This is a genomic window from Arhodomonas sp. KWT, from assembly GCF_010993615.1.
Genome location: NZ_WNXE01000434.1, coordinates 1 through 1,439, shown reverse-complemented (window position 1 = coordinate 1,439; position 1,439 = coordinate 1). Strand labels below are relative to the sequence as shown.

Below are 1,439 nucleotides of genomic sequence, written 5' to 3'. Positions count from 1 at the left end.
CGGGCCGGCCCGGCGTCGGCCACGTCGCCGGTGAGCAGGTCGCCCGCCAGCGTCTCCATCTCCTCCGCGCACAGCGCTGCGTCGTTGAGCTCGAGCATCCGGAGGATGCCCAGCACCTGGTGAAGATGGGTGGCGCAGAATTGCAGCCGGGTCTCGTCGCCGCCGTGCTCCGCGTACTCCTCCAGCGCTTCCGCGGCCTGCTGCAGCGTGGCGTCGAGCTCACCACTCACCCAGCCGAGCACGCTGTAGTCCATGCCTGTCTCCCGGCCCATCAAGAGGCCTCCTTGCTGAAGGCGAGCACGTCCTCACCGCCGACACGATGCAGCCCCGCCAGCGACGCCGGCAGGAACTCGCCGCCGCCGAGGATCATCAGGCCGCCGGGTCGCAGCCAGTCGGCGAGGCGCCGCACCAGCCGCTCACGCTGCCGGCGGGCGAAGTAGATCAGCACATTCTGACAGTAGACGACATCCAGCGGCGGCAGTGTCACCGGATCGTCGGTCAGCAGATTCATCTGGACGAAGCAGACCCGGCGGCGGATACGCTCGGCAATACGCCAGCGTGCCTCGCCGACCGGCTCGACCCCGTTGTCACGCAGGGACCGGGGCAACCGCGAGAGCCGCATGGCCGGGTATTCGCCCCGGCGGGCCACCGCCAGGGCGCCCAGACTGATGTCCGTGCCCGTAACCGCGTAACCGCGGCCACCACCGAATGCCTCCTCCAGCACGAGCGCGAGGGTGTAGGCCTCCTCACCGGTGGCACAGCCAGCGCTCAGCACCTGAAGCGCCCGCGAGCCCCCGGGGGCCTCGTCGCGGCAATACCGGCGAAAAAGCCCCAACCCCTGCGGGTCCCGGTAGAAACGCGTTTCCTGGACCGTGAGCAGGTCCACCAGCGCGCTCCATTCCACCGCCGCCCCCGGCCCCCGGGTCAGCCAGCGATAGTAATCCTCCGGATCATCGACCCCAGTGGCACGCATGCGGCGGGCGAGCCCCGTGGCGAGGAAGCTGTGTCGCTCGCGCGGGATCTCCACACCGGTGCGCTCGCGAATCAGCATCGCCCACCGGTCGAAGACGTCTTCCTCCATACGCGGCACGCCCCCGGCGACGGACATGCCGCCGGGGGAAAGCTCAACGCTTGGCGCTCGCGCGGCACTCACCCGGCGCCCCCTACTGCGTGCGCTTCTCTTCGGGCAGCTTGAAGCCGGCCACCGACTCGCGCAGCTCGTTGGCGAGGTCGGCCAGGTTGCCGATGGAGGTCGCCGTCTCGTTGGTACCCGCCGAGGTCTGCGAAGTGATCTCCTGGATGACGTTCATGGTGTCCGAGACGTTGGCGGCAGCATGGGCCTGCTGGCGCGAGGCCTCGGAGATGCTCTGGATCAGGCCGGCGAGCTGCTCGGAGACGTTCTCGATCTCGCGCAGCGCGGCACCGGCCTCCTCGGCCTG

Annotated in this window: 2 protein-coding genes and 1 pseudogene; all 3 read right to left on the bottom strand. The window is 69.8% G+C overall.

Annotated elements, in window-relative coordinates; all coding sequences use genetic code 11:
* On the bottom strand, window positions 1-272 hold a 272-nt coding region (locus G7A99_RS19670), incomplete at its 3' end, for an Hpt domain-containing protein (RefSeq protein WP_163143414.1).
* On the bottom strand, window positions 272-1,081 hold the full coding sequence (locus G7A99_RS19665; RefSeq protein WP_205599945.1) for a protein-glutamate O-methyltransferase CheR: 810 nt from the start codon (window positions 1,079-1,081) through the stop codon (window positions 272-274). The genes G7A99_RS19670 and G7A99_RS19665, both read right to left, overlap by 1 nt.
* A gap of 82 nt (window positions 1,082-1,163) precedes the next feature.
* Window positions 1,164-1,439: pseudogene (locus G7A99_RS19660) on the bottom strand (twitching motility protein PilJ); the annotation flags it as partial.

Bases quoted from the DNA above. Each gene is read 5' to 3' on its own strand.
- G7A99_RS19665 (WP_205599945.1), bottom strand. From the start codon at position 1,081: ATGGAGGAAGACGTCTTCGACCGGTGGGCGATGCTGATTCGCGAGCGC.